Below are 1992 nucleotides of genomic sequence, written 5' to 3'. Positions count from 1 at the left end.
GTTCTACGTAGCGACGGTTTCCTGCCGTCGGCGCTCGAGAACTTTGGCCCGCCAGTTCATGAGTGGCGTCGTGGTCACGCCGTGGACGAAGATGCTGAGGGCGACGACGGTCAGGACCACGGTCGCGAGGTCGTCGCCGTTCCGCGCCACTAGGCCGTGAGTCAGGGCGTAGGCAAGGTAGTTCAGGCTGCCGAGTCCGCGGATGCCGAACCAGCCCAGGAGAAGGCGGCGCTGCCACGGCAGCCCGTTGCCGACCGTCGACAACCAGACGGACGCCGGCCGTATGCCCACGAAAAGGACGAGGGCAACGAGCGCACCCGTCCCACTGAAAACAGGCAACACCGCGACGCCCACGACGAAGACCAGAAGCGCGCCGATCAGGCGCTCGATCGTGTCACCGAACGAGAGGGCATCCGAGACCACCCAGCCCACGGTCTGCACGGGGTGGTCGTTGCCGGCGGTGCTGCGCTCGTTGGGGCGCACGAGCAGCTCCGCAGGGTTCGTCGTGCCGTCGGCGGCGGCGTCTTCGCTCTGCGCCGAGTGTTTGCCGGCCACGTGCACTTCGACCCGGCGCAAGCCCACGCCGGCCGCAAAGGCCGCCAGGAAGCCCGATGCGTGCAGCAGCTCGGCGCCCGCATAAGCCAACGCCATGATGCCCAGCGCCAGAAAATCGCTGGGTGCCACGTCCTTCGTGACATGGCGCAAATGGGTTCCGGCGTAGCCAACCAGCCAGCCAACGGCGAAGCCCAGTCCGGCCCCGGCCAGCCACCCCCAGGCGACGTCGATGCCGATCCAGCGGATCCAGAGGCCGGTGTCTCCGGTGTGCGCCGTCATCAGGCCCAGGGCCAGCAGGAGGAAGGGTAGGGCTGTGCCGTCGTTGAGGCCGGCTTCGCCCGAAAGGGCGACACGGAGGGCATCGTCATCGCGCGCGTCGTCCACCGAGACCAGGTTGGCCAGCACCGGATCGGTGGGGGAGAGGATCGCCGCGAGCGCCAGCGCCAGAGGCCACGACCAGCCAAGGACAAGGTGGGCAAGCACGGTGAGGCCGCCGATGGTGAGCAGCATGGCGGGCACGGCGAGCCGTGCGGCAGTCACCCAGGCGCCGTGCCGGAAGGACACGCGGAGCTTGAGGCCGGTGATGAAAAGCGACACCACCAGCCCCGTCTCGGTCACCGAGCGTAGCCAATCGGCGTTGTCATGGTCGAATGACAGGCGCGCAACGCCCAGTAGCGCGGGGCCAGCGGCTATGCCGGCGGCGAGATAGACGGCGAACGACGTGATAGGGCCGCGACGTATGACGCCAGCGGCCATGGACGTGGTCACCAGCAGCACGCCGATGAAGAGTATCCATGCGAAGTAGCTCATGCGCCGATGCTCGGCGCATGGCCATGAAACGGGCGCGAAGGGGGAGCTAGGGGTTTTCCGCGCCGGAAGGGGAGCGGGGCCTGTTCGCACACGACGCACGATTCAGCGCACGGGTGGCGTCAGTGTCGTCGGAGGTGGCGAGACGGGCGAGGCAGTCGTCGTACGTTTCTCGCCCGCTCGGCGCGTTCAGGGCGAAGTACGCTGCGGCGACGCCGATGGCCAGGGCAATGGCGATCCAGGGCGCAAAGTCGGCTAGGGTTCGGCGCATCGGTTCGTGGCATCGGATCGGTAGAGGTCGTCATAGTGAATGTCGCCGCCGCGCTTGTCGACTTCGTTTCTCACCCGAGGGCGTTATTTCTTCGTCTGATGATTGTCTTCGCCCGAGTCGTCGAGCGGATCGCCCGATGCATCCGTCTCGGGTTCACGCGTCGGATTGCGTTGGTCGTTCGGCGCATCGTTCTGGCCCGGATGCTGCGGCGGGCGATTTTTCTCATTAGCCATGGGTGCACTCCGTTCGGTAGGGGAGGATGCACCATGCTTCGATGAGGTTGACGATGTCGTGCCCGGGACGTGACGACAGCGTGGTCTACGCCTAGTGCGCCTTGCGCTTGCGGGTAGGAAACATCG

General features: G+C 66.8%; 3 protein-coding genes. All 3 read right to left on the bottom strand.

What is annotated here, in order from left to right; translation table 11 throughout:
• Nucleotides 1-3: 3 nt before the first annotated feature.
• The 3 genes from AC1DT2_RS21910 to AC1DT2_RS21900 all read right to left on the bottom strand — a co-directional run bounded on the left by AC1DT2_RS21910 (nucleotide 4) and on the right by AC1DT2_RS21900 (nucleotide 1866).
• A complete protein-coding gene (locus AC1DT2_RS21910; RefSeq protein ID WP_477298715.1) occupies nucleotides 4-1365 on the bottom strand; it encodes a cation:proton antiporter in 1362 nt (453 codons plus the stop codon).
• Nucleotides 1366-1411: 46 nt separating this feature from the next.
• Nucleotides 1412-1633 carry a hypothetical protein gene (locus AC1DT2_RS21905; protein WP_213947986.1) on the bottom strand — a complete coding sequence of 74 codons (222 nt, stop codon included), beginning with the start codon at nucleotides 1631-1633 and terminating at the stop codon, nucleotides 1412-1414.
• An 83-nt stretch (nucleotides 1634-1716) separates the two neighbouring features.
• Entirely contained in the window at nucleotides 1717-1866 is a 150-nt protein-coding gene (locus tag AC1DT2_RS21900) for a hypothetical protein (protein WP_213947987.1), read from the bottom strand.
• Nucleotides 1867-1992 lie beyond the last annotated feature (126 nt).

The sequence above is a fragment of the Luteibacter sp. P4_E6 genome (assembly GCF_056401535.1).
Note: the sequence above shows the minus strand (reverse complement) of the source record. Positions and strands in the feature narration are given on the sequence as shown.